Source organism: Streptomyces durhamensis (assembly GCF_000725475.1).
Taxonomy (GTDB): Bacteria; Actinomycetota; Actinomycetes; order Streptomycetales; family Streptomycetaceae; genus Streptomyces; species Streptomyces filipinensis.
The window spans coordinates 1-298 of the sequence record NZ_JNXR01000184.1 but is presented as its reverse complement, the minus strand read 5'-3'; the positions used below and the strand labels follow the sequence as shown (position 1 = coordinate 298).

General features: G+C 67.8%; 1 protein-coding gene. It reads left to right on the top strand.

Features of this window, described 5'->3' with window-relative positions; genetic code table 11:
* Nucleotides 1-70: 70 nt before the first annotated feature.
* Nucleotides 71-298 (top strand): hypothetical protein (locus tag IO33_RS45435; RefSeq protein ID WP_157858099.1); only part of this gene is annotated, 228 nt, incomplete at its 3' end.

Genomic DNA, 298 nt, shown 5'->3' with positions numbered 1-298 from the left:
CGGAAAGGGCGGGGACTGCGGCACGCCGCCGACCCTGCCCGCAGGACACACGAAGCTGAAGGTCGAGCTGATGCGTGACTCCAGCGGCTTCGAGGCCGCCGAGGCCAAGCCGCACTGCACGCCGAACGACTGGATCTACGGCGCCGAGAAGGGGGCTCAGACCAAGCACTACGTCCTTCCCGAAAGCGTCAAGGCATACCTGGCCCTCGCTGCCGGCCCCGGCAAGTGGAAGCAGGTCGACCATGAGCAGCTGTCGCTGCACATCGACCGCTGCCTGGCCGAGGAAATCGGGGCTCCC